Annotated in this window: 24 protein-coding genes; 12 read left to right on the top strand and 12 right to left on the bottom strand. The window is 61.0% G+C overall.

The window, feature by feature from the left end:
• Positions 1–10 precede the first annotated feature (10 nt).
• Positions 11–391 (bottom strand): ACT domain-containing protein, encoded by a 381-nt coding sequence (locus PSJ8397_RS06665; RefSeq protein WP_085863811.1) that lies wholly within the window; start codon positions 389–391, stop codon positions 11–13.
• A gap of 121 nt (positions 392–512) precedes the next feature.
• Here PSJ8397_RS06665 and ilvD point away from each other — a divergent pair, with 121 nt between their 5' ends.
• The 8 genes from ilvD (at position 513) to PSJ8397_RS06625 (ending at position 8444) form a co-directional block, all read left to right on the top strand.
• Entirely contained in the window at positions 513–2285 is a 1773-nt protein-coding gene (ilvD, locus tag PSJ8397_RS06660) for a dihydroxy-acid dehydratase (protein WP_085863810.1), read from the top strand.
• A gap of 5 nt (positions 2286–2290) precedes the next feature.
• The gene (locus tag PSJ8397_RS06655) at positions 2291–2953 is read left to right on the top strand and encodes a hypothetical protein (RefSeq protein ID WP_085863809.1); all 663 of its coding nucleotides are present in this window, start codon (positions 2291–2293) and stop codon (positions 2951–2953) included.
• A gap of 110 nt (positions 2954–3063) precedes the next feature.
• Positions 3064–3837 carry a DUF6478 family protein gene (locus PSJ8397_RS06650; RefSeq protein WP_085863808.1) on the top strand — a complete coding sequence of 258 codons (774 nt, stop codon included), beginning with the start codon at positions 3064–3066 and terminating at the stop codon, positions 3835–3837.
• 9 nt (positions 3838–3846) lie between these two features.
• On the top strand, positions 3847–4230 hold the full coding sequence (locus PSJ8397_RS06645) for a hypothetical protein (RefSeq protein WP_085863807.1): 384 nt from the start codon (positions 3847–3849) through the stop codon (positions 4228–4230).
• A 186-nt stretch (positions 4231–4416) separates the two neighbouring features.
• Positions 4417–6435: an NADPH-dependent 2,4-dienoyl-CoA reductase gene (locus PSJ8397_RS06640; protein ID WP_085863806.1), complete on the top strand. Its 2019-nt coding sequence runs from the start codon at positions 4417–4419 to the stop codon at positions 6433–6435.
• 54 nt (positions 6436–6489) lie between these two features.
• A complete protein-coding gene (locus PSJ8397_RS06635) occupies positions 6490–6702 on the top strand; it encodes a TIGR03643 family protein (RefSeq protein ID WP_085863805.1) in 213 nt (70 codons plus the stop codon).
• Positions 6699–7367, top strand: coding sequence for an SGNH/GDSL hydrolase family protein (locus PSJ8397_RS06630; RefSeq protein WP_085863804.1), 669 nt, complete (start codon positions 6699–6701; stop codon positions 7365–7367). The genes PSJ8397_RS06635 and PSJ8397_RS06630 overlap by 4 nt, the downstream gene beginning before the upstream one ends.
• A 171-nt stretch (positions 7368–7538) precedes the next feature.
• A complete protein-coding gene (locus tag PSJ8397_RS06625; protein ID WP_085864274.1) occupies positions 7539–8444 on the top strand; it encodes a LysR family transcriptional regulator in 906 nt (301 codons plus the stop codon).
• A gap of 75 nt (positions 8445–8519) precedes the next feature.
• On the opposite strand, the gene PSJ8397_RS06620 is transcribed toward PSJ8397_RS06625, so the two are convergent.
• The 4 genes from PSJ8397_RS06620 to PSJ8397_RS06605 are packed head-to-tail and all read right to left on the bottom strand — an operon-like array spanning position 8520 to position 11451.
• Positions 8520–9443: an OmpA family protein gene (locus tag PSJ8397_RS06620; protein WP_085863803.1), complete on the bottom strand. Its 924-nt coding sequence runs from the start codon at positions 9441–9443 to the stop codon at positions 8520–8522.
• The gene (locus PSJ8397_RS06615; RefSeq protein ID WP_085863802.1) at positions 9440–10009 is read right to left on the bottom strand and encodes a peroxidase-related enzyme; all 570 of its coding nucleotides are present in this window, start codon (positions 10007–10009) and stop codon (positions 9440–9442) included. Before PSJ8397_RS06615 ends, PSJ8397_RS06620 begins: the two co-directional genes overlap by 4 nt.
• On the bottom strand, positions 10010–10729 hold the full coding sequence (locus PSJ8397_RS06610; protein WP_085863801.1) for a GNAT family N-acetyltransferase: 720 nt from the start codon (positions 10727–10729) through the stop codon (positions 10010–10012). It abuts the gene before it with no gap.
• Positions 10726–11451 carry a competence/damage-inducible protein A gene (locus tag PSJ8397_RS06605; RefSeq protein ID WP_085863800.1) on the bottom strand — a complete coding sequence of 242 codons (726 nt, stop codon included), beginning with the start codon at positions 11449–11451 and terminating at the stop codon, positions 10726–10728. Before PSJ8397_RS06605 ends, PSJ8397_RS06610 begins: the two co-directional genes overlap by 4 nt.
• Positions 11452–11490: 39 nt before the next feature.
• Between PSJ8397_RS06605 and sfsA the strand changes: the two genes are divergently transcribed.
• From sfsA to PSJ8397_RS06590, 3 genes are all read left to right on the top strand, one after another.
• On the top strand, positions 11491–12186 hold the full coding sequence (sfsA, locus tag PSJ8397_RS06600; protein ID WP_085863799.1) for a DNA/RNA nuclease SfsA: 696 nt from the start codon (positions 11491–11493) through the stop codon (positions 12184–12186).
• 93 nt (positions 12187–12279) lie between these two features.
• Positions 12280–13098, top strand: a complete 819-nt coding sequence (gene map / locus PSJ8397_RS06595; protein ID WP_085863798.1) for a type I methionyl aminopeptidase — start codon at positions 12280–12282, stop codon at positions 13096–13098.
• A gap of 35 nt (positions 13099–13133) precedes the next feature.
• On the top strand, positions 13134–14048 hold the full coding sequence (locus PSJ8397_RS06590; protein WP_235000605.1) for a serine hydrolase domain-containing protein: 915 nt from the start codon (positions 13134–13136) through the stop codon (positions 14046–14048).
• Here PSJ8397_RS06590 and PSJ8397_RS17005 read toward each other — a convergent pair.
• The 3 genes from PSJ8397_RS17005 to PSJ8397_RS06580 are packed head-to-tail and all read right to left on the bottom strand — an operon-like array spanning position 14045 to position 15999.
• The gene (locus PSJ8397_RS17005) at positions 14045–14212 is read right to left on the bottom strand and encodes a hypothetical protein (protein ID WP_159453100.1); all 168 of its coding nucleotides are present in this window, start codon (positions 14210–14212) and stop codon (positions 14045–14047) included. The genes PSJ8397_RS06590 and PSJ8397_RS17005 overlap by 4 nt on opposite strands.
• A 36-nt stretch (positions 14213–14248) precedes the next feature.
• The gene (rsmD, locus tag PSJ8397_RS06585) at positions 14249–14794 is read right to left on the bottom strand and encodes a 16S rRNA (guanine(966)-N(2))-methyltransferase RsmD (RefSeq protein ID WP_085863796.1); all 546 of its coding nucleotides are present in this window, start codon (positions 14792–14794) and stop codon (positions 14249–14251) included.
• Positions 14791–15999, bottom strand: coding sequence for an NAD(P)/FAD-dependent oxidoreductase (locus tag PSJ8397_RS06580; protein WP_085863795.1), 1209 nt, complete (start codon positions 15997–15999; stop codon positions 14791–14793). Before PSJ8397_RS06580 ends, rsmD begins: the two co-directional genes overlap by 4 nt.
• Positions 16000–16082: 83 nt before the next feature.
• Here PSJ8397_RS06580 and PSJ8397_RS06575 point away from each other — a divergent pair, with 83 nt between their 5' ends.
• The gene (locus PSJ8397_RS06575; protein WP_085863794.1) at positions 16083–16571 is read left to right on the top strand and encodes a peroxiredoxin; all 489 of its coding nucleotides are present in this window, start codon (positions 16083–16085) and stop codon (positions 16569–16571) included.
• A gap of 67 nt (positions 16572–16638) precedes the next feature.
• Here the strand turns inward: PSJ8397_RS06575 and PSJ8397_RS06570 are convergent, their stop codons facing one another.
• From PSJ8397_RS06570 to PSJ8397_RS06555, 4 genes are read right to left on the bottom strand one after another with little or no spacing between them, the layout of a single operon-like run.
• Positions 16639–16917: a 4a-hydroxytetrahydrobiopterin dehydratase gene (locus PSJ8397_RS06570; RefSeq protein WP_085863793.1), complete on the bottom strand. Its 279-nt coding sequence runs from the start codon at positions 16915–16917 to the stop codon at positions 16639–16641.
• Positions 16914–18098 (bottom strand): GNAT family N-acetyltransferase, encoded by a 1185-nt coding sequence (locus PSJ8397_RS06565; RefSeq protein WP_085864273.1) that lies wholly within the window; start codon positions 18096–18098, stop codon positions 16914–16916. Before PSJ8397_RS06565 ends, PSJ8397_RS06570 begins: the two co-directional genes overlap by 4 nt.
• 44 nt (positions 18099–18142) lie before the next feature.
• The gene (locus PSJ8397_RS06560) at positions 18143–18886 is read right to left on the bottom strand and encodes a glycerophosphodiester phosphodiesterase family protein (RefSeq protein WP_085863792.1); all 744 of its coding nucleotides are present in this window, start codon (positions 18884–18886) and stop codon (positions 18143–18145) included.
• Positions 18883–19341: a RidA family protein gene (locus tag PSJ8397_RS06555; RefSeq protein WP_085863791.1), complete on the bottom strand. Its 459-nt coding sequence runs from the start codon at positions 19339–19341 to the stop codon at positions 18883–18885. Before PSJ8397_RS06555 ends, PSJ8397_RS06560 begins: the two co-directional genes overlap by 4 nt.
• Positions 19342–19380 lie beyond the last annotated feature (39 nt).

Here is a 19380-nt window from a genome sequence, read left to right as displayed (position 1 = left end):
TGCGCTGGGCTTATTGGGCAACGTCGTGGCCCGCGTCTGCCAGCAGGGCCCGAATATCGGGCACTGCGTCTGTGCGCACCAGCAGATGGTCGCGCAGGTGCGACGACAGGACAAAGACCCCGTGACCCGCGGTCGAGATGGGTGTGACGGCAGCCATGACGACCCCGGGCGCGTCCAGATCGGCCAGGGTATCGACCCGCAGGGCGGTCCAGCCATGGCTTGCGGTCACGTCGCTTGGAACGCGCGCGGTCAGGCAGGTGATCGACACTTCATCCAGCGCCCAAGTGAGCGTGACCAAGCCGTCACCGTTGGCCCACGCGGGCACCGCATCATCGGCGGGCAGGTGCACGATGCTGTAGGCGCCGTCAAGTTGCGTGAAAGTCAGCCGCATACGTCCGAGTGTGGCGTGTTTTTGTCGCGGTGGAAAGCCGCGCCAAAGGCCAATGGCCCTTGTTCCCTTCGATCATGCCAATTAGACCATTGCGCAACGCATCACCCGGGAGGCAGCCGACATGGCCAAAGATCACAGCAACCGCACCGACAAGACCAATTTGCCCAGCCGTCACGTGACCATCGGTCCCGCACGCGCGCCGCACCGGTCCTACTACTACGCTATGGGCATGACCGAGGAAGAGATCTATCAACCCCTCGTCGGTGTCGCGACGTGCTGGAACGAAGCAGCCCCCTGTAACATTGCGCTGAACCGTCAGGCTCAATCGGTGAAGCTTGGCGTGAAGACCGCCAACGGCACGCCACGTGAATTCACCACCATCACCGTGACCGACGGGATCGCAATGGGGCACGAGGGCATGCGGTCCTCGCTGGCCTCGCGTGAGGCGATTGCCGACACGGTTGAACTGACCATGCGCGGCCATTCCTATGACGCCATCGTGGGCCTTGCGGGCTGCGACAAATCCCTGCCCGGCATGATGATGGCAATGGTGCGTTTGAACACGCCATCGGTGTTCATCTACGGCGGGTCGATCCTGCCAGGCCGGGCCCCCGCCGGTGCCGATGTGCCCGCAGATTTCGCCAACCGCGATTTGACCGTGCAGGATATGTTTGAGGCCGTGGGCCGCCAGCAGAACGGCACCCTGTCTGAAGAGGCGTTGGAAGTGCTGGAACGTGTGGCCTGCCCCTCTGCCGGTGCCTGTGGCGGCCAGTTCACCGCCAACACCATGGCCTGCGTGTCCGAGGCGATTGGCCTGGCCCTGCCCAATTCCTCCTCTGCACCTGCTCCCTACGAATCCCGCGACCAGTACGGTAAGGCGTCTGGTGAGGCGGTGATGAACCTGATCGCCAAGAACATCCGCGCCCGCGATATCGTCACACGTCAGTCGTTGGAAAACGCCGCCCGCGTGGTGGCCTGCACGGGCGGATCAACAAACGCGGGTCTGCACCTGCCTGCCATCGCCCATGAGGCCGGAATTGACTTTGACCTGATGGATGTCTGCGAAATCTTCCGCGACACGCCCTACTTCGTCGACCTGAAACCAGGCGGCCAGTATGTGGCCAAGGACCTCTATGAGGTGGGCGGCGTGCCCGTTGTCATGCGCGAGCTGCGCAAGGCCGGTTTGATCCACGAAGACTGCATCACCGCCACCGGCGAAAGCATCGGGGCAGAGCTGGACAAGATCGACCGCAACGCCGACGGTACAGTCATCTACCCCGTCGAAACACCTTTGACGCCAACAGGTGGCGTCGTCGGTCTGAAGGGCAATCTGGCCCCTGAAGGCGCGATCGTGAAGGTCGCAGGGATGAGCCAGGAAGAGCAAAGTTTTACCGGCCCCGCCCGTGTGTTCGAATGCGAAGAAGACGCGTTTGAGGCTGTCAAAAAGCGCGAATACGAAGAAGGTGAGGTTCTGGTGATCCGCAACGAAGGCCCCTCCGGTGGGCCAGGCATGCGTGAGATGCTGGCCACCACGGCGGCCCTGTCCGGTCAGGGCATGGGCAAGAAAGTGGCGCTGATCACCGACGGTCGGTTCTCTGGTGCGACACGCGGCTTCTGCGTGGGCCATGTCGGGCCAGAGGCTGCGCATTGCGGGCCTATTGGCCTGTTGCAGCATGGCGATATGATCACCATCAACGCCGTCACAGGTGAGCTGTCTGTCGATCTGACCGACGACGAACTGGCCGCGCGCAAGGCCGATTGGAAAGGCCCGCGTGAGACGATCTATGCCTCCGGCGCGTTGTGGAAATATGCGCAGCTGGTCGGTGGCGCCCAGAAAGGTGCGGTGACGCATCCGGGCGCCAAGCAGGAACGCCACATCTACATGGACATCTGACCCAAATGATCGTTCGGGGGGGATGGTGTTTGGCGGCTGCACTGGTGCTGTCGGGATGTGCGGACATGTCAAACGGTCTGGCCGACCGTTTGGCGACCCTTGGGTCGTCCCCTGACGCCACCAACGAAGGCATCCGCACTTTGGCGGTGCTGGACGGGGCGGTGCGTGTGCGCGGGCCCGATGGGTATTGCATCGACCAAGGCGCAAGCGATGCATCCCGTGGCTTTGCCATCATGGCGGGCTGCGCGCTGGTGTCGGATGAGGCTGTCGTGATCCCCAACCCCGACGGGTTGATCATGGTCCAGTTCGGCGCCGAAGGCACAGCCAGCGTGACAGGCAACGAAGACGCCTTCGCCGCCTTCCTGCGGTCTGAATCTGGCCGTGGCGTGCTGTCGTCCGCCGGTGACCTGGCGCAGGTGCCTCAGGTCGCGACAGTCACGGACCGCGCTGGTGTTCTGGCACGGTTTGAGGACACCGCAGGGCCCGCATTTGAAGGCACCAGCGGCCCCCAGTGGCGCGGGTTTCTGGATGTGGGCAGCCGTCTGACCACCGTGTCAGTCCTCAGCTTCGATCGAAACCCGCTGAGCGCATCTGCGGGGGAACGCCTGCTGGTTGTGGCCATGGCCCAATTGGCCGAAGTGAACGCGCAGCCACAGCCCGACCTGTAACTGTTACATCATCTAAATTTAATCCAAATGCCGTCTAATTGTTTCCTTTTGCGAAACAATTTGTCAGATATGTAACGACATTGAGACGACACAGGATCAGGGCATCCGCCATGGCGCAGCACAAAACCGGACTTTTGGAACGCGTTCTTATGCGGCGATCTCGGGCGTTTTGGTCCCGTGCGGCTAAGGCTGCCGCTACGACAGATTTGTCCGTGCTGCGCCGCCAACGCAACCAGGCCCGCATTTTACGTCACAAACTGGATGAGCTGACCCACACAGCAGACAGCCGTTTGGCCTTGCCCCGCATCGGGTCGTCGTCGTTTCCCAAACCGCCCGGCACCGATTGGTCGTGGCGGCCCCAATTGTGGCGTGGGGCCTTGCCCGTGCAGGGTCTATCTGCTGTTGAAAGCAAGACGATGCTGGGCGACGAGGTGACGATCTTTCACGACTGCCAGATCTCGGAGCTGACATTGCGCCAACTGCGCAACATGCGGGAGGCCGATCTGGCGCCCTACGGTCTGCGGATGGATGTGTTCCGCTTTGACGGGTCGTTTCTGAGCCTTGTGTTAAACCTGCCCCAGTCGGGGTGCGAGGGATTGATGAAGACCCACTTGGTGCGGTTGGATGCCATCGTCGAAGTTGAAAAACCGCTTGAGATTTTTGCCCGCCTGAACGTGCGCCACGGTCCCAATACGGAACAGATCGTGCGGGAACTGCCGTTGGACGGGGACCAGATCATGGTGGAATTTGACTTGGCCTACACCAAGCTGAACGAAAAGCGGGTCGATTCAATGTGGATCGACCTGATTTTCGAAGGGCCAGAGATGAATCAGGTGACTTTGCGGGATGTGACGCTGTCACGGAACCCGCGCGCGGAATTATAAGGGGCAATCATGACCGACAAGATTGAGCTGACCAAACTGCGCATGGTCGAAGGCGTCTGGACCGGCGCGTTGAGCTATCACGGCGCAGACGACTGGCAACCGGACATCCGCGTGACACACCTCGATGAGGAATTGACGGGGGTCGAGGTTGTCGAAGACCGCCTGGAGGAGCATTGGCGTGTCGCGATCCCGGTTCCCGCCGAACGGATTGCCGACGGCGTCCAGACCTTTGTGATATCGGACCGACGTAGCGATGCGGTGCTGGGCAGCTTTTCCATCGTTGCGGGGGATGCCTTGGCCGAAGATATCCGCGCGGAGATGTCTTTGTTGCGGGCCGAGTTGGATATGCTGAAAAAGGCATTCCGACGGCACTGTGTGGAGACGTTGGGGTAAGAGGTTTCGAATGGGCTTTGCCCATCCGACGGGTGCCGCTGCGCGGCACGTTTGGGGGCGCTGCCCCCGCTTCGGCTACGCCGAAGCCCCCCCGAGGTATTTTTGACCCAAAGAAGCGGATGACGCGGCGTATGGAGTGACGTTGGCGTCAAGCTAGGGTTAGGTGGCGCAAACGAGGAGGTTTTGATGTCTTATTATCCACATTTGCTGGCCCCGCTGGATTTGGGCTTCACCACGTTGAAGAACCGCGTGTTGATGGGGTCTATGCACACAGGATTGGAAGAGACCCGCGATTGGAACCGTGTGGCTGAGTTTTATGCGGCCCGTGCACGGGGTGGCGTGGCCTTGATGGTGACGGGCGGTATGGCGCCCAATGCGGAAGGCGGGGTGTTTCCGGGGGCGGCGGGGCTGTTCTCGGATCAGGACATTGCCAACCACCGTGTGGTCACGGACCGCGTGCATGAGGCGGGCGGCAAGATTGCGATGCAGATCTTGCACGCGGGGCGCTATGCTTACTCAAAAAACTGTGTCGCCCCGTCTGCTGTGAAGTCTCCTATTTCGCCGTTTCCACCGACAGAGCTGGATGAGGATGGCATCGAGAAACAGATTGCCGACATGGTGACTGCGGCAGTTCGCGCCCGTGAGGCCGGATATGACGGCGTTGAGGTGATGGGGTCTGAGGGGTATTTCCTCAATCAGTTTCTGGTGACCCACACCAACAAACGCGATGACCGTTGGGGCGGATCCTATGAAAACCGCATGCGCCTGCCGGTTGAGGTTGTGCGCCGCGTGCGGGAGGCGGTTGGGCCGGATTTCATCGTGATCTACCGGTTGTCGATGATTGATCTGGTGCCGAACGGATCGACCTGGGCTGAGGTGGTTCAACTGGCCCGCGCGATCGAGGCCGCAGGGGCCACGATCCTGAACACCGGGATCGGTTGGCATGAGGCGCGGATCCCGACCATCGCGACCTCTGTCCCCCGTCGTGCGTTCACCTGGGTCACCAAGAAGCTGATGGGCGAGGTGGGCATTCCGGTCATCACTTCGAACCGCATCAACACCCCTCAGGTGGGGGAGGACGTGCTGGCGGATGGTTGTGCTGACATGGTGTCCATGGCGCGGCCTTTCCTCGCGGATCCGGATTTTGTGGCAAAGGCCGAGGCAGGCAAGGCGGCGTTGATCGCGCCTTGCATTGCCTGCAATCAGGCCTGTCTGGATCACACCTTTTCCATGAAGATCGCGTCCTGTCTGGTGAACCCCAAGGCGGCCCATGAGACTGAACTGGTGATGACACCGTCGTCCAAAACAGTCGGGATCGTGGGGGCGGGGCCTGCTGGGCTGGCGTCTGCATTGGCGGCGGCGGAGCGGGGTATGAATGTAACCCTCTTTGATCGCGCGGATGAGATTGGCGGCCAGTTGAACATGGCCAAACAAGTGCCCGGGAAGGAAGAATTCTGGGGGCTGGTCGAGTATTACCGCACGGCTGTCGCTGAGGCGGGCATCACTCTCAGGCTGGGCCAAGACGCCACAGCAGACGATTTGGCGGGCTTTGATGAGGTGATCATCGCGACCGGCGTGAGCCCCCGCGATCCGCAGATTGACGGACAAGACGGCCCGAACGTGTTGTCCTACATCGACGTTTTGCGCGGCAAGGCAGACGTGGGCGAAAAGGTTGCGATCATTGGTGCGGGGGGCATTGGCTTCGACGTGGCCGACTATCTGGTTACCGGTGACAGCCCCACCGAAGATCTGGCCGTCTGGCTTGAGGAATGGGGCGTGGGGGATCCAGAAGAGGTGCGCGGCGGCTTGCGCCCCGAAGGCCCACAGCCGGACCAACCTGTGCGTCAGGTCACCCTGTTGCAGCGCAAAGCGCAAAAGCTCGGCAAGGGCTTGGGCAAGACAACCGGTTGGATTCACCGTGCCGGCCTCAAGATGAAGAATGTCGAAATGATGGGCGGCGTAAACTACGAACGCATCGACGCGACCGGCCTGCATGTCAGCTTTGGTGAGGCGCGCGAAAACCCAACGGTAATCGCTGCCGACACAATTGTACTGTGCGCAGGGCAGGTGCCTGATCGGTCCTTGGCGGATGCGTTGGGCGCCAAGGGCATAGCCTGTCATGTGATCGGCGGCGCGGATGTCGCGGCAGAGCTGGACGCGAAACGCGCCATTGATCAAGGCACGCGGCTGGTCGCGGGGTTGTGACGGCTTGACGGATCGGGCGGGGGCCTCAGGTATGCGCATAAAGGAGTGCGCCCCATGTCTTCGCCCGATCTTACCGACGCCGACCGATCCGCCATTATCGAAATGGCGCTGAGTGATCATACACCCTTCGGAACGATTGAGGCGGAATACGGGTTGTCCGAAAAGCAGGTCGTCGCGTTGATGCGCGCAAACCTGCGGCCCGGCAGCTACCGCGCGTGGCGCAAACGGGTGCACGATTTTGGAACCCGGCGGGAGCATTATAAATGAAGGCGTTCTTTGCTATCTTGGTGACTGCAATGCTGGGCGCCTGTGTCGTCATCCCGCCCGCAGTGGATCGCGACGCGGATGTTTTGGTTATCGGTGACAGTATTTTGGCGTGGCATCGGGGCAAAGGTCAGTCGATCCCCGATGTGATTGAGGATCAGACCCAGCGCAGCGTCACAAACCAATCCATCGCAGGGGCCCCCTTTGCAGGCGCGCGGGGCATCCCTTCCCAATTTGTAGACGGCACGTGGGATGTGGTTGTGATGAACGGCGGCGGCAATGATATCGGCGCTGTGTGCGATGGGCCCGCTGTGCAGAAAGCACAGACGCTGGATGCGTTGATCAGCGCCGATGGACGCCGCGGACCGCTGCCCGATTTCGTGCGCAGGCTGCAGCAATCCGGCACGCCGGTGATCTTTGTGGGCTACTATCCCATCAGCGTCAAAGGCGGCCCCTTCCTTCCATGTCGTGCCACGTTGGATGATCTGAAATCACGCCAGCGACAGATGGCTGCCGGTTTGGACGGTGTGACATTCGTGGACACCGCTGACGTCATCCCGCCTGACAATCTGGCCCTTTACGCCAGCGATCTGGTGCATCCTTCGGTGGATGGGGCTGCACGGATCGGCGTTCAGATCGCAGATGTTCTTAGGCGTATCGCCCCATAGGTGTGGTGCGACAAGGCCCCCTGTGCAGGCGCGGAAACGACCCGTTTCCATGTTTCCTGCCTCGCAACAGTCGCGCAGAAACCCTGCAATTGTCAGGCGAGTGTCCAAGTCCCGCCCCATTTCACCCTGATAGATGATCCTCGACAAAAGATGCAGATTGAGGACCCCCAAATGGATCGCCTGACGGAAATGGAAGCCTTCGCCACAGTCGTGGACCAAGGTGGATTTACAGATGCAGCCAAGAAAATGGGGATTTCCAAATCTGCCGTTTCGAAACACGTCTCCTCACTGGAGGCACGATTGGGCGCACGCTTGCTGAACCGGACGACACGCCGTGTCAGCCCCACGGAAATTGGCCTCGCCTATTATGACCGCGCCCGACGTGTTCTGAATGATGCCGGAGAGGCGGATGCGCTGGTGACGTCGATGCAAAGCGCCCCATCGGGCCTTTTGCGGATCAGCGTGGCCACAGATTTTGGCGTGAACCATCTGTCGCCTGTTTTGGGGGATTTCCTGGGCGAATTCCCAGACATCACCGTCAACATGGTTCTCAACAATCGGTACGTCGAACTGATTTCCGAGGGTTTTGACATGGCCGTGCGCATTGGTGAATTGGAAGATAGCACCCTGCGGGCCCGAAAGCTGACCGAGACGTCCCGCCGGATGGTCGCATCGCCCGCTTATTTTGAACACTACGGTCGCCCTGAAAAGATCGACGATCTGAACGACCACAAACTGCTGCATTATTCCAACCAGGCCAATTCGGCTGTGTGGAAACTGACTGCCCCCTCAGGTGAAAAGCGTCAGGTCCGCACCGCAGGCTGGTTGACAGTCAATGATGGCCAGTCCCTTTTGAATGCCGCAATTTCCGGCCTTGGGATCGCCTACCTACCTTCATTCCTGTACGCCGACGCCATGGACCAGGGCCTGATCGAAGAGGCTATCCCGAATTTGCCTGTCGAAACCCAAGGCATCTATGCGGTGTATCCCCCTGGCCGGTTCACCCAACCCAAGGTCCGCGCCTTTATCGATTTCCTGGTTCACGCCTTTGCCGAAAAAGGCCCCGACGCTTGGTAAACCACTGCAATTTCGACGTTTGATTCCCAAGGGCTTCCGCCCCGCCTATACGCAGCCCCTTGGGGCTGCGTTTTTTCATTCGGTCGAGGTGATGATAACCTCGACACGGCGGTTCGCCTCGCGTCCCTCAGCGGTGACGTTGGTGGCCACGGGGGCAAGATATCCCATCCCTTGGGCGTCAAGCTGCCGGCGCGGCACGTTGTAGGTGCTGACCAGCCGTTCCAGCACAGATCCGGCCCGCCGTTTGGACAGTGCGATATTGCCATCAAGCGACCCGACCGCATCGGTGTGTCCAACCAGCGCCACCACCCGCGACGGGTTCGCGGCCAAATAATCGGCCAGATCGGTCAGCGACGCAAACGTCCCACCACCCAACTGGGCTGAGCCCGTGGCAAAAGTCAGATCCGACAGAATAAACCGTCCGTCTTCCTCCAGCCCAGCAGCCAGATCGCCCGTCACCGTGGGGGCTGCGGCGCGGATCGCAGGGGCGACCGTCTGGGTCGCGGCCTCAGCCGCGCCACCGACGCGGATGATCTGCACAAACCCCGCCTGCGATGTCCGGCTCGCCAGCAAGGTCACAACCTCCGGCCCTGCCTCACCGTCCCGACGGGCAGAGACGAAGCGGTAATCGCCAAAGTTCACCTCCATCTCAGGGGCGGGCAGCACGGGCGTGGCAAAGCGGAAGTCAAACCCACCGCAGACGTCATCAGTGCATTCGAACGCGATCTCAAACCCTGCCTCCGTCAGCTGCGCCATCAGCGGATCAAGGATTTGAAACGTGGTCAGCCCCGCCGCCTCAATCCGCCAGGCTTGTTGGTTGAAGGCCCCCGTGGCGGGTGCCGTCGGCAGGCCTTCGGGCGTCCAACTGCCGGTGGGCATGTCATAGCGCGTCTCGCCTTCCGTCACCTCAGCCGTCAGGGTGGCATTGCTGGGCAAATCCAACGTCACAGCCAAGGCGGGCAGCGGCATCAGCGCCGCAAGAAGGCACGCGCGGATCATCTGTTTTGCGCGTGATAGTCGTCATTGGGCCGCATGTCGGTGGCCGATGCCATGCGGTTGGTCATGTTGAAAAATCCTGTCACGGCGGTGATGTCCCAGATGTCGCGATCCGTGAAACCGGCGGTGCGCAGGGCGGTCCGGTCGTCCTCTGTCACCTCGGCGCTGGCCTTGGTTGTCTTCTCGGCAAACGCCAGCATCGCGGTCTCGCGCGCGTCCAAATCCGCCACCCGCCAATTCATCACCAGCATCTCGCCCAGTTTCGGATCACCCGACAGCGCACGCACCGCTTGGCCATGTGCCGTCAGGCAATAGAAACACTTGTTCACAGATGACACGACCACCGCGATCATCTCTCGGTCCAGTTTGGACAGCCCGCTGTCGGCCAGCATCAGGTCGTTGTACATCGCAGAGAACGCATCGAATTTCTGCACATCAAAGGCATAGGCGCGCAGCACATTGGGCACGAACCCCAGTTTGTCGTCGCAGACGTCAAAGTACTTGGCGATGTGATCCGGCAGCGGGTCTTGCGGCGGCAGGTTCAGGGCGGTGGGCAAAGGTGTGGTCATTTAGGCCTCAGGCAGGATGCGATAGTGGTATCCTCCCACAGGGGTCATGCCGAGGGAAGAGTAGAGCGCGTTCGCAGGCGTATTTGCCCGCGTCACAAGGAGCGTCACGGTCTGCGCGCCCTTGCCCTCAGCCCAAAACGCCAGCGCACGGATCATGTGCCGTGCAAGGCCCTGACGGCGCAAGGCGTGGGACGTTTCGATGGCATGCAGCATGGCGGTGCCATCGTGAATGGCGGCAAAGGCGGTGCCTGCGGGGGTGTCATGGATGCGGCCCAGAACGGTGGTTTTGGGGCCTTTGGCGCGGGCCATGACGGCCAGACGCGCGTCATCCACGCCGCCCGCGTCCCAGATTTCGGCCTGCGTTGCCAGTGGGGGCCAAACCTCAAAACAGGTCACGGGCGGGGGGCGCTGGGTGGCGAGGGTTGCGACGGGTGCAGTGTAGTAGGTGACCGGGTCTTTGATGACGTAGCCCGCCTCCGCCAAGGTGGCATCCAACGTCTCTTCGCCCGTGCGCACCATGAACAGCGGGGTCTGGCCCAACGCGCGCATGGCGTCTTCGGCGCGGGCGTGTTCCTCCAGCTTGGCAGCTGTCGTCGCGGTGGTCGCACTCACACGTGATCCGCCGCCTGCACCCTCCCTGATGGTCCAGCCTGCCACGTCCGTGATGGCCTTGGCGGGCCATGTGGCGTCGATCAGCTGGGTCAGGGTTTCAGGCGTCATGCGGGAAAGGCTGCGCGCAGATCGGCAAGGGCTGCGTTGATCATGTCCAGATCTGTGCCGCGGATCACGATATTGGCGCCGTATTGGCCGTTTTCTTGCTGAAACGGATAGGATCCGATCGACAGCTCGGGGTATTTGGCGTCGACCGCGCCCAAGGGCCCCGCGATATCGCCCTCGCCCCGATCAATCCGCAGATTTTCAGAAATAAGCGGCGCGCCACCTGTCAATGTCGGCAGGACAGAGGCGACCATGGCACGAAACACCGACGGCACACCGGCCATGACATGGACGTTTTGAACCCGAAACCCTGGCGCCACCGACACCGGATTATCGATCAACGTGGCAGAGGCGGGAATGCGGGCCATGCGTTGGCGCGCTTCGTTAAAGTCCTTGCCGTCGCGGTCGTAATGGGCCTGCAGCAACGCGCGGGCGTCATCGCGGACGTCGATGGTGTCATTAAACGCCGCCGCAATGCAATCGGCGGTGATGTCATCGTGCGTCGGGCCGATCCCGCCAGACGTGAACACGCTATCGTAGCCTGCTGAAAGGGCCTGCACGGCGGCGATGATCGCGGGTGCGTCGTCGCTGACCACGCGGACCTCTTTCAGATCAATGCCGATCCCCGTCAACTCATTGGCCAAATGGTACATATTGGCATCGCGTGTCCGACCGGACAGAATTTCATCCCCGATGACAAGCATGGCGGCGGTTGGGTTTGGCATCGTCTTCTCCTGTATCTTCAAATGGTATATGGGGCGAATATGCGCTTTGCCACCTCCCTTGTGCCCGGTCGACTGATCCGCCGTTACATGCGATTCCTGTCGGATGTTGAATTGGACGACGGGCGCATCGTCAAAGCGCATTGCCCGAACCCTGGATCCATGATGGGTCTGAAAGACGAAGGCATGCGTGTCTGGCTGGAGGGAAACAACGATCCGCGCAAAAAGCTCGACTGGGGATGGCGGCTGGTGGAACTGGACGGCGGGTGCGTGGGCGTCGACACCGGTGCGGCAAACACGATCGTGGCGGAGGCCTTGGAGGAAAGGCTTGAGGGCCTGACCGGCTACGACAAAATCCGGCCCGAGGTGAAATACCGCGAGAAAAGCCGCGTGGATTTCCTTTTGTCCGGCGCAGGACGGCGCGATTGTTATCTTGAGGTGAAATCCGTCACCCTGTCGCGCACCGGAGGGCTGGCTGAATTTCCAGACAGCGTGACCGCGCGGGGGGCAAAACATTTGGCCGATTTGGCCGCGATGGTGGACGAAGGCAACCGTGCGGTGTTGTTGTTTTTGGTGCAACGCGGCGATTGCGCCCGCGTGGATGTGGCCCGCGACATTGATCCCACCTATGCCGCAGCTTTCGACGCAGCAATCGCGGCTGGGGTTGAGGTGATGTGTTTCGCGTGTGACGTATCGCCCGACGGTATTTTTCTGTCAGACCGACTGCCGTTTGACTGATCGACCCTCCGGGGGGAGTTTTTCGGGTCAGATGAAGGGGGAGGGGGTTTAGAACCCGCGCCCAATGCCCTATTTGAGGGGCAAGCGAAAAGGATGAGACACGTGGACACGACCAAGGCACGGCTGACAAAAGATGGCATCAGGCTGTATGAGGCAGGCGATTTTGCGGGCATGCACAAGGCTGGTGCCTTGGCGGCGGACATTCTGGACCGTATCGCAGACCACGTGCAGCCGGGCGTGACCACGGGCGCCTTGGACAAGATGATCACTGATTGGGTGGATGAGGCAAACGCCGTGTCCGCCACCATCGGCTACAAAGGGTATCAGCACGCCAGCTGCATTTCGGTGAACCATGTGGTCTGTCATGGCATTCCTGGCAGCAAGGCGCTGAAGTCCGGTGATATCCTGAATATCGATGTGACCGTGATTGTGGACGGGTGGTTTGGCGACACCAGCCGCATGTATGTGGCAGGCGGCAAGCCCAACCGTAAAGCGGAACGTTTGATCGAGGTGACCCACGACGCGCTGATGTTGGGGATTGAGGCCGCCAAACCCGGCAACACATTCGGGGATATTGGCCACGCCATTCAGACCTATGTGGAAAGCCAGCGCATGTCTGTTGTGCGTGATTTCTGCGGGCATGGTCTGGGCTTGGTATTTCATGCGCCGCCCAATGTGCTGCATTATGGGCGCGCGGGCACCGGCCCCGTTCTGGAAGAAGGCATGTTTTTCACGATTGAACCGATGGTAAACCTTGGCCGGCCAGAGACGAAAATCCTTGCCGATGACTGGACTGCGGTTACCCGCGACAAGTCCCTGTCGGCGCAGTTTGAACATTCCATCGGGATCACCTCGGACGGGGCGGATATTTTCACGCTGTCTCCCAAGGGCATGTTCCACCCCACGTATTGAAGGTTGCGGCGGTCCGTTTGGCCCTTGCGGGGGCCTTGGCCACCCCGGCCGTGGCCAACGAGGACGCGATAAAGGCCGCATGGCTAGATTGGCTAGGTGCGGGCGGCATCGGGCAAAGCGCCCTTGCCATCACCTATCAGGGCGCGGTTGTGTCAGTGCACGGCAGCGGCATGTCCGCCGATCGCCCCGTGCCGATTGCCTCGCTGTCCAAGGCCGTGACAGGAGCCTGCGTGTTGTCCCTTATTGACGACAGCATTTTGTCCTATGACACCACCTTGGGTGAGGCCTTTTCAGACCGCCCCGATCTGTTGCCTGCCGGACAAAGCGAACAGGCGGCCATCACGGTTGAGGCGTTGTTGACCCACACATCGGGCCTCGATTTCGACCGCACGCAAAGCGTCATTAACCCTGTGCTGTGGGGTGGGGGCGATATCGACGACAGGATCACGGCATTGGCGTTGGCCCGCCCTTTGGGTGCACCTGTGTTTTTCTACAACAACGAAAACTACGCCATTTTGGGCCGCGTGATTGCGGAGGCGACGGGCCAGCCCGTGGCCGATGTGTGCCGCGCCCGGGTGTTGGATGGCCTGACAAGTGCCGGACCAGATCCCCGCAATGGCGGCGCTTTGGCGTGGGGCGGCTGGAACATGACCGTGGTCGATTACGCACGGTTCGCCACCCGATTGACCCCGCAGAAAGATTGGCCCAGCACGCCGCTGAACGGGGGTGCCCAATACGGCCCCGGCGTGTTTGTCCGTGACACGGATCTTGGCACCAACATCTGGCACTTCGGGGCGTTTTGCGTTCTAGGCCTTAACGATTTTGGGTCATATTTTTACGTGTTGGACAATGGATGGGGCGTGGCTGTCTGGTACGATGTCTGTGTCAGCACCGCACAGGCGCTTGCGCTGGACGGCGGGTTGGCGCGGGCCGCCTCTTCGTCCGACTAAGCCCCAGTACTGCGTTTCATCAACAACGACAGCACTGTTTCCCCGGCCAAGGGGGACGCGCAGTCGCCGATCAAAACCGGCACGCCAAAGGGTTGCGGTTTGGGCAGTGGGACACTGGCCGTTTTTGCGGGTTGGGCGGGGATGTCTGTCCAGGTGGTGCTCATGCGTGCAGGATACCACGCGTTGGCATTTCCGCCAAATCAGGCGGGGGACAGCAACGTGATGTGGGTGTCGCCATAGCGCCGGTTGTCCAGCACGGTAAAGCCCTGCACCGCTTGCGGGGCGCTGTCCTCGAACACCACCAAGGCGCCCTCGGCCAGCCAACCTGCAGCTTGCGCCGCCAGCAGCGCCCCTTGACCCAGCGCCTTGCCATAAGGCGGATCCAGAAACACCAGATCGCAAGGGGCAGGGGCAGCTGGAAGTCGGTCGGCGGCTGTTGTCAAAACCCATGCGTCGCCCGTGCGGCGGGCTTTGGTCAGGTTTTCGCGGATCAACTTTTGCGCGATGCGTCCGTTGTCGACAAAGGTGCAATGCACAGCACCGCGCGACAACGCCTCAAGCCCCAGCGCGCCGGTGCCCGCGAACAGATCAAGCACCCGCGCCCCCTGCGGCATCCCGTGACCCATCAGCACGTTGAACAGGCTTTCACGCACGCGGTCCGGGGTGGGGCGCAGATGAGCGGCTGTATCGCCCTTGCCGACGCTGGCGAGGGTCAGCCCTCGGTGTTGGCCCGCGATGATCCTCATGCGCGCAAAAGCGCCTTCATATCTGTCTCAGGGTCTTGAATCACCGTTTTGGCAGGGGATTTTCCCGCCTCGATCAGACGTTTGCCGATCATGTAGTTGCGCGGGTCGTTCATGGCGTCGACAGCGATCAAACGATCATCGGAGTAATACCAATGCGATTGCGCATCACCGGTCTGGCGCACGATCACATCGTCATATCCCAGGTTCAGCCCTGCAATCTGCAGTTTCACATCATATTGGTCGGACCAAAACCACGGCTTGGGCACATAGGCCTCATGTGCGCCCAACATGTTGCGCGCCACACATTCCGCCTGATCAATGGCGTTGCCGACGCTTTCCAGCCGGATCTGTTGGCCGTGCCACTCCAGCGTGGCGCAATCGCCGGCGGCCCAGACGTTGGCGGCAGAGGTCTGGCCATAAACGTCCGTCTGAATGCCGTTGTCGCAGGCAATGCCCGCAGCCTCGGCCAGAACCGTCGCGGGATAAATCCCCACCCCGACGATGGCAAAATCAATGTCCAACGTGGTGCCATCGGTCAGAACCGCGCCAGAGACGCGGCCCTCACCGGTCAACGTGTCCAACCCCACGCCCTCGCGGATGTCGACACCGTGGGCGCGGTGCAGGTCACGGAAATAATCGGAGGTCTGGGGGGCCGCGACCCGCTGCAAAATACGCTCCGCCATTTCAACCAACACAACATGCAGTCCCATTTTGGCCGCGACGGCAGCGGCCTCCAGCCCGATATAGCCGCCGCCAATGATCAGCAGGCGGCGACCTTCCACAAATTCGGGCATCATTGCATCCGCATCGGCCAGATCACGCACCTGATACACGCCGTCCAGATTGCCCCCCACAGCATCAGGCAAAAGACGCGGGTGCGATCCGGTGGTCAGGGCAAGATGGTCATAGGTCAGCACCTCATCGCCTTCCACGGTGACGGTTTGCGCGGTGGTGTCTACGGACACAGCACGGGTGCCCGTGCGCAAGGCAATGTCGTTGCCCGCGTACCAATCGCGGGGACGCAGATACAGCCGGTCCCGTTCCATCTCACCCAGCAAATAGGCCTTTGACAGGGCAGGGCGCTGATAGGGTGGCCCGTCTTCTGCGCCCAGCAAGGTGATGTCGCCGTCATAGCCTTGTGTGCGCAATTTTCCGACCAGCGACGCGCCCGCCTGGCCTGCGCCGATCACAACGATGTGGCCCATAAACTCTTTCCCCGTCTGGTTCCCGCAGCAATGAACCCTATATTGCAGGGCACAGACACGCAAATGCCAAAGAAGGACAAAGCATGACAATTTCTGTGGGCGACAGCCTCCCCGATGCGACGCTGGTGAAAATGGGGGCCGAGGGGCCTGAACAGGTGACTGTCAAGGCCCTGACCGAAGGACGCAAAGTCGTGCTGTTCGCGGTGCCCGGTGCCTATACGGGCGTATGCACCACCGCCCATGTGCCGTCGTTCATCCGCACCAAAGGCCAGTTTGAAGACAAAGGCGTGGAGGAGATCATCTGCGTTTCCGTCAACGACCCCTTCGTACTGGCCAATTGGGGCGACAGCACCGGCGCCACCGAGGCAGGCATCACCATGGTCGGCGATGCCGCCTCTGAATTGACCAAAGCGCTGGGTATGGAGTTCACCGCCCCACCTGCGGGCCTGATCAACCGGTCCAAACGCTACGCGATGCTGGTGGAAAACGGCGAAGTGAAAGTGCTGAACGTCGAAGAAAGCCCCGGCGAATGCGGTATCTCCGCGGGCGAAGGCCTGTTGGACGACATGTGAGACGACCCAGAGGGGCCACGCCCCTCTGACCCGCCTCTGGTTCGGTGCGTCAGCGCCGGGTCAGAGGCTACGCGGCCAAAGCATCCATCTTCTGCGCAAGCTTTAGGTCCAGATCAGACAGCCCACCGGTGTCATGGGTCGTCAAAGTGACCTCAACCGTTTTGTAAACATTCGACCATTCCGGATGGTGGTTCAGCTTTTCGGCCTCAATCGCGGCGGATGTCATCCAGCCGAAGGCTTCGACGAAATTCTTGAAGGTGAAGGTTTTGTGGGCGGAGGTGTCGCCGACAGTCCAACCTGCATTTGATAAAATGTCCCGGCCGTCCTGGCCCAGTGCGTAACTCATTCCTGTTCCTCCACATGGATTTTCCTGAACGGTCCGTAGGATGTCAGGACCTCAATTTCCTCATCAATTGCGGCGCGTTCCGCCTGCAGATAGTCAGCCACCGCCCCGCGAAAGCCAGCATCGCTGAACCAATGCAGCGAATGGGTGGTTACGGGCAAATATCCACGGGCCAGCTTATGTTCGCCTTGCGCGCCCGCCTCAACCCGCGCCATGCCTTGGGCAATTGCATAGTCGATGGCCTGATAATAACAGACCTCAAAGTGCAGGCAGGGGTGATGTTCCGTGCACCCCCAATAGCGGCCATAAAGTGTATCACGTCCGATAAAATTCAGTGCGCCCGCCACGGGCACCCCATCGCGCATCGCAAACACCAACAGCATGTCATCGCGCAACGTCTCATGTGCAACCTCGAAGAACGCCCGCGTCAGATAGGGCTGGCCCCATTTGCGCGCGCCCGTGTCTTGGTAAAACGTCCAAAAGGCGTCCCAATGGTGCGCCTCAATCTGGTCACCGGTCAGTTGCACGATATCGCCGCCAAACGCCTGTGCTGTGCGCCGTTCCTTGCGCAGCGTTTTGCGTTTTCGCGACGATAACGCGGCAAGAAAGCCATCCCAATCTGCATAGCTGTCATTGGCCCAATGATATTGCTGCGACGTGCGGTGCAGCAGTCCCATGTCCGCACCCGCCAGTGCCTCGCCTTCGGTGCAGAACGTTGCATGCAACGATGACAATTCATTGTCTGACGCGATCTGAACGGACCCCTGAACCAGGGCCGCCATTCCCTGCACCTCATGCCCTGGACGGGTCAGAAACCGACGTCCTGTTGCGGGGGTAAACGGCACGGCGATCTGCAGTTTCGGGTAATATCGCCCACCCGCCCGCTCAAACGCGTGGGCGAAGTTGTGGTCGAACATATATTCGCCCTGACTGTGCGATTTGCCATATAGCGGCGCCACCGCGATCAGCTGGCCATCCTGACGCGCCGCCAGATAATGCGGATCCCAGCCGGTGCCGCGCCCAACACTGCCGCTGTCTTCCAACGCCTTTAGGAACCGATACGTGGTAAACGGATCAATGGCCCGTCCGTCTGCCGCCTCAGGGCAGGCGCAGGCGTCCCAATCCGCCGCGTCAATGCTGCCGAGTGATGTGTGCGTGGAGATTTCGATTGCGCTGCCGTCCATATCCATCAGGTGGCGCAGCGCGCCGTAAGTTCAAGGCCCGAAGGCTAGGCAAGATAGCCTTCGAACGTAATGTTATGGGCGATCTTGCGGGCCTCGGCCTCTTGTGTGGGGCTACGGATCGTCCAGCACAGGATGGGCACGTCACGGGCCCGCAGCTTCGCCACATGGGGGGAGTTCAGATCATCCTCCTGATGGCTGATGAAACTTGCCCCCACACGGTCAAAATCGGGGATCATGGCCTGTGCTTGACGGGTTTTGCTGGGCACCGTGGGCCAGTCTTCAGCGGGATAGGGACAGGTCACCAGCCCGCGTGGGATATGCGGCGCATGCGTCTGACACGCCGCGACGGCATGGGGGTTAAACGACATCAACGCCACATCGCCGCCATAGCCCTCCAGTGCCGCACAGACAGCCTGTTGCAAAGGCCCAACCATCGGGCCAAGACCGCCGTCCTGATCCTTTATTTCGATCAACAGGGGCACACGGCCGGCCACGATCTCCAAAACCTGCGACAACGTCGGGATCGTTCCCCCGCCGCTCAGCGGAATATCGGCCAGATCCGCCGCGGTTTTTCCGGCGATGGGGCCCTGCAGTCCGGTCAAACGCGCCATGTCGTAATCATGAAAGACCATCGGCACACCGTCCTTTGACGGCTGGATGTCGATCTCAACCCCGTAGCCTGCCTCCACAGCGGCCCCTACCGCTTGGGCGGAGTTTTCGGCCCAATTTGCGTCATGCAACGCTCGGTGCGCGATGGGGCGATCAAGAAAAGAGGCCGGCAGGGTCATTCGATTTCAAAGATGGCTTCGATTTCGACGGCAACGTTGAACGGCAAGGCCCCCGCGGACACCGCACTGCGGGCGTGGCGGCCTTTGTCTCCGAAGACCTCAACCATGAAATCCGACGCGCCGTTGATCACCGCTGGCTGGTCTGCAAAATTAGGGGTGGAATTGACGAAGCCCACAAGTTTGACGACCCGCACCAGCCGGTCGAGATCGCCGTCACACCCCGCCTTAAGCTGTGCGATCAGATTGATGGCGCAGTCCCGCGCGGCGGCGGCCCCGGCGGTCACATCCAGATCAGCGCCTAGTTTTCCGACCACCAGACCGCCTTCGCCTTTGGGCAGCTGGCCAGACACAAACAGCTGGGATCCGGTTCGCACAAAGGGCACATAATTGGCCGCAGGGGCGGGGGCGTCGGGCAAGGTAACGCCAAGTTCGGCAAGACGGGTTTCGATGGACATAGGGTGTGATCCTCGATCTGTTGATGTGGCGCGACGCTA

Origin of the sequence: Pseudooctadecabacter jejudonensis (assembly GCF_900172275.1) — a bacterium.
Taxonomy (GTDB): domain Bacteria; phylum Pseudomonadota; class Alphaproteobacteria; order Rhodobacterales; family Rhodobacteraceae; genus Octadecabacter; species Octadecabacter jejudonensis.
The sequence above is the reverse complement of the archived record's forward strand: the minus strand, read 5'-3'. Positions and strand labels throughout refer to the sequence as shown.

Excerpts from the sequence above, each read along its gene's own strand:
- PSJ8397_RS06665 (WP_085863811.1), bottom strand. The coding sequence starts at position 391 with ATGCGGCTGACTTTCACGCAACTTGACGGCGCCTACAGCATCGTGCAC.
- ilvD (WP_085863810.1), top strand. The coding sequence starts at position 513 with ATGGCCAAAGATCACAGCAACCGCACCGACAAGACCAATTTGCCCAGC.
- PSJ8397_RS06655 (WP_085863809.1), top strand. The coding sequence starts at position 2,291 with ATGATCGTTCGGGGGGGATGGTGTTTGGCGGCTGCACTGGTGCTGTCG.
- PSJ8397_RS06650 (WP_085863808.1), top strand. The coding sequence starts at position 3,064 with ATGGCGCAGCACAAAACCGGACTTTTGGAACGCGTTCTTATGCGGCGA.
- PSJ8397_RS06645 (WP_085863807.1), top strand. The coding sequence starts at position 3,847 with ATGACCGACAAGATTGAGCTGACCAAACTGCGCATGGTCGAAGGCGTC.
- PSJ8397_RS06640 (WP_085863806.1), top strand. The coding sequence starts at position 4,417 with ATGTCTTATTATCCACATTTGCTGGCCCCGCTGGATTTGGGCTTCACC.
- PSJ8397_RS06635 (WP_085863805.1), top strand. The coding sequence starts at position 6,490 with ATGTCTTCGCCCGATCTTACCGACGCCGACCGATCCGCCATTATCGAA.
- PSJ8397_RS06630 (WP_085863804.1), top strand. The coding sequence starts at position 6,699 with ATGAAGGCGTTCTTTGCTATCTTGGTGACTGCAATGCTGGGCGCCTGT.
- PSJ8397_RS06625 (WP_085864274.1), top strand. The coding sequence starts at position 7,539 with ATGGATCGCCTGACGGAAATGGAAGCCTTCGCCACAGTCGTGGACCAA.
- PSJ8397_RS06620 (WP_085863803.1), bottom strand. The coding sequence starts at position 9,443 with ATGATCCGCGCGTGCCTTCTTGCGGCGCTGATGCCGCTGCCCGCCTTG.
- PSJ8397_RS06615 (WP_085863802.1), bottom strand. The coding sequence starts at position 10,009 with ATGACCACACCTTTGCCCACCGCCCTGAACCTGCCGCCGCAAGACCCG.
- PSJ8397_RS06610 (WP_085863801.1), bottom strand. The coding sequence starts at position 10,729 with ATGACGCCTGAAACCCTGACCCAGCTGATCGACGCCACATGGCCCGCC.
- PSJ8397_RS06605 (WP_085863800.1), bottom strand. The coding sequence starts at position 11,451 with ATGCCAAACCCAACCGCCGCCATGCTTGTCATCGGGGATGAAATTCTG.
- sfsA (WP_085863799.1), top strand. The coding sequence starts at position 11,491 with ATGCGCTTTGCCACCTCCCTTGTGCCCGGTCGACTGATCCGCCGTTAC.
- map (WP_085863798.1), top strand. The coding sequence starts at position 12,280 with ATGAGACACGTGGACACGACCAAGGCACGGCTGACAAAAGATGGCATC.
- PSJ8397_RS17005 (WP_159453100.1), bottom strand. The coding sequence starts at position 14,212 with ATGAGCACCACCTGGACAGACATCCCCGCCCAACCCGCAAAAACGGCC.
- rsmD (WP_085863796.1), bottom strand. The coding sequence starts at position 14,794 with ATGAGGATCATCGCGGGCCAACACCGAGGGCTGACCCTCGCCAGCGTC.
- PSJ8397_RS06580 (WP_085863795.1), bottom strand. The coding sequence starts at position 15,999 with ATGGGCCACATCGTTGTGATCGGCGCAGGCCAGGCGGGCGCGTCGCTG.
- PSJ8397_RS06575 (WP_085863794.1), top strand. The coding sequence starts at position 16,083 with ATGACAATTTCTGTGGGCGACAGCCTCCCCGATGCGACGCTGGTGAAA.
- PSJ8397_RS06570 (WP_085863793.1), bottom strand. The coding sequence starts at position 16,917 with ATGAGTTACGCACTGGGCCAGGACGGCCGGGACATTTTATCAAATGCA.
- PSJ8397_RS06565 (WP_085864273.1), bottom strand. The coding sequence starts at position 18,098 with ATGGACGGCAGCGCAATCGAAATCTCCACGCACACATCACTCGGCAGC.
- PSJ8397_RS06560 (WP_085863792.1), bottom strand. The coding sequence starts at position 18,886 with ATGACCCTGCCGGCCTCTTTTCTTGATCGCCCCATCGCGCACCGAGCG.
- PSJ8397_RS06555 (WP_085863791.1), bottom strand. The coding sequence starts at position 19,341 with ATGTCCATCGAAACCCGTCTTGCCGAACTTGGCGTTACCTTGCCCGAC.